We start from the raw sequence: 2997 nt of genomic DNA on the forward strand, positions 1-2997 counted from the left end.
GGCGCCCGTTGCCCGGCGGGCGGGCGCGGCGGGGGGCCCCCCCCCTTCGTGCCCCCGCCCCCCCCCCCCCCGCCACTACCGTTGTGGCTCAGTACACGTCGCGCCGGTAGCGCCCGGTCTCCAGCAGCGTTTCCACAACCTCATCGCCCAGCGCAGCGCGCAGCACCTGGTCCACGCCTTCGGCCATGCCCTGCAGCGAGCCGCAGACATGAATCACCGCGCCACGCTGCATCCACTCGCGCAGCGCGTCTGCGGCTGCATGCAGGTGATCCTGCACGTAACCACCTTCGCCATCGCGCGAGAACGCCAGATCCACCCGCGCGAGATGGCCATCGGCCTGCCACGCTTCGATCTCGTCGGCGAACAGGAAGTCGTGCGCGCGCTGGCGCTCACCGAACAGCAGCCAGTGCCCGTGCTCGCCTGCATGGGCAGCTTCGCGCAACAGGCTGCGCAGGCCGGCAATGCCGGTGCCGTTGCCGATCAGCACCATCGGCGCGCCGCCAATGCGATGGAAACCGGGGTTGCGATGCACACGGGCCACGATGCTGGCACCGACCGGGGCATGCAGCGACAGCCAGCCCGAACCCAGCCCGGCACGACCCGACAGGTCATGCACCAGGCGCACCACCAGTTCCACCACTTCATCACTCGTGGAGGAGGCGATGGAGTATTCGCGTCCTGGCAGCGTTGGCAATCCGGACAACCACAGGCAGGCATCCTGCACCGCCAGCGCGGCGTCGGCCTCGGGCAGCTCGCGTTCACTGGCCAGCGCCAGCAGGGTGCGTGGGTGGCCGTCCACCAGCAGCGGCTGCAGCGGATCCAACCCCTGTGCCTTCAGTACCGCGCTGGCGTGCCGCGCGTTGTGCCGGGGCGCGATATGCAGGATGTCGCCCGCCTGCCACTGCACGTCGGCCGGTGGTGCAAGACGGATGCGCCAGATGGCACCACCGATGCTGCCCGGATTGAGCCGGTCGCGGCCGAGCAGCCGCCACTCATGCATCTGCGTGGCCGCCGGCAGTACGCTGTCATCGGTGACGATGCCGGTCAGCGCGCCCAGCTGCAGCTGCCATTGGCGCAAGGCCGCTACCGAGGCGGCATCGACTTCGATGCGGTCGAACAACGGGCGCGCGCCGTTGCCGAGCAGCCAGCCATCAACCTGGCGACCGAAGCCGCAGTAGTGCGGGTACTGTCGGTCACCCAGCGCCAGCAGTCCAAACTGCAGGCCGGACAGGTCGAGTGTCTGTGCCATCAGCCGTCGTGCAGCGCCTCGCGCCGCATCCGGTGGCTCGCCGTCGCCGAAGGTGCTCAGTACCCACAGCACCTGCGCGGTGCGTGCCAGCTGCGCGGCATCGACGCGGGCCAGTGGCAGCACCTGCACCGCATGACCGGACGCCTGCAGCTGCGCGGCGGCGCGCCATGCCAGTTGTTCGCCCAGTCCGCTCTGGCTGGCATGCACCACCAGCCACGGCGTGCCACCGCCATCGGCAGATGTTGCTGGCAGCGACTGGCGCAGGTCACGCGCGGCGCGCTGGCTGCGGCGGCGGTCCAGGTAGAGCATCCAGCCGGTGATGAAGAACAGGCTCATGCCCAAGCTGCTGAGCATCACTACGACACGCCCGGGCACGCCGAAGTAGCTGCCCGAGTGCAGCGCGAACACGCTGGTGGCCAGCTGCGCGCCGGCGCCCTGGCGCGCATAGGGGCGGGCATCGAGCGTGGCCCCCGTGCCTGGGTCCAGCTGCAGCAGGTCATGCGCGCGGTCATGTTGGCCGCCGCGCTGGGACGGATCACCGGCCATCACCCGCACGTTCAGTGCCTGCCCGGGCTTCTCCGGCAGGCGCAGGTCGATGTAGCCGGTGCGCACCCCGGGCAGCGCATACAGCGTGGCTTCGATGCGTTCCAGGTTCAGGGCGGCGTCGGTGGCGACCTTGTGCTTGGCGGCCGGTGCGACGCCCAGCAGGGTGTTGGCGGCACTGCGATACCAGTCGAACGACCACCACAGGCCGGTCAGCGCACTCATCAGGTAGATCAACAGCACCCAGGTGCCGACCACCGAGTGCAGGCTCCACAGGAAGCCACGGCCGCTGCGTTTCCATTCCACCGCCAGCCAGCTGCGCCAGTGCCACCAGCGTCGCGGCCAACGCAGGTAAAGACCGGACAGGGTGAAGAACAGCAGCGCGATGGCACTACTGCCGGTGATCCATTTACCGCGCTCGCCGGCGGCGAGGTGGCGATGCAGGTCCTCGACGAAATCGAAGAACGCCTGCCCGCGCAGGGCGCTGAAGCGCTCGCCGGTGTACGGATCGAAGTAGACCCAGTGTTCCTTGCCACCGGCGAAGCGCGCCACCGAGGGCCGTTGCCCGGTGGCATCCACGCGCAGGCGTTGCAGGGGGCGATCACTGCCGGCCTGCAGCAGCAGCACCAGTTCGCTGAGTTCAAGCGGAAGCTGGCCGTCGGCATGGTGCTCGGCGATCTCGGCGAAGCCGGGATTGGCCGCCCGCAGCAGTTCATCCTCGAAGGACAGCACGGCGCCGCTGAGGCCCATCACGGTCAGCACGGCACCGGCGGTGATGCCCAGCAGCCAGTGCAGTTGGAACAGGACGTTCTTGAACATCGAAGGAGGAGGGCCTGGAAGGCTGCCGCCCGCATCCTGCGCAACAGCAAATGAGAATTAGTCGCGGAATTCTCCGTGGCACCCCGGCTGCGGTCAAGCAGGGGGTTGCCGGCCGGGCTGCGCCCGGCACCCGCGGTAGTGCCGGCCGCTGGCCGGCAACCTCAGAAGCAACAGCCGAAGCAACAGCGGGTTTCCTGTGAGGAGGCGGGGTGGGTCCGGTTGCGGGGGGCGCTGCAAGTACCCCTCCGGGGCCCGGCCCAGCCGCTGGCGGCTGTGCGTTCGGGCGCTTGCGAAGCAGTGCTTCGCAAGCAAAGCGCCCTCACCCATGTAAGCTCGGTCGCCGCTTGCTCGTGTGCGCAGTCCTGCGCACACGGCAAGACCGGGGT

1 protein-coding gene is annotated in these 2997 nt (G+C 69.3%); it reads right to left on the reverse strand.

The features are described 5' to 3' along the window. Positions 1–88: 88 nt before the first annotated feature. The gene (locus V3B46_RS08810) at positions 89–2611 is read right to left on the reverse strand and encodes a sulfite reductase flavoprotein subunit alpha (protein ID WP_329891703.1); all 2523 of its coding nucleotides are present in this window, start codon (positions 2609–2611) and stop codon (positions 89–91) included. Positions 2612–2997: the final 386 nt, after the last annotated feature.

The organism is Stenotrophomonas sp. SMYL11 (assembly GCF_036320005.1).
Lineage (GTDB): Bacteria > Pseudomonadota > Gammaproteobacteria > Xanthomonadales > Xanthomonadaceae > Stenotrophomonas > Stenotrophomonas maltophilia_A.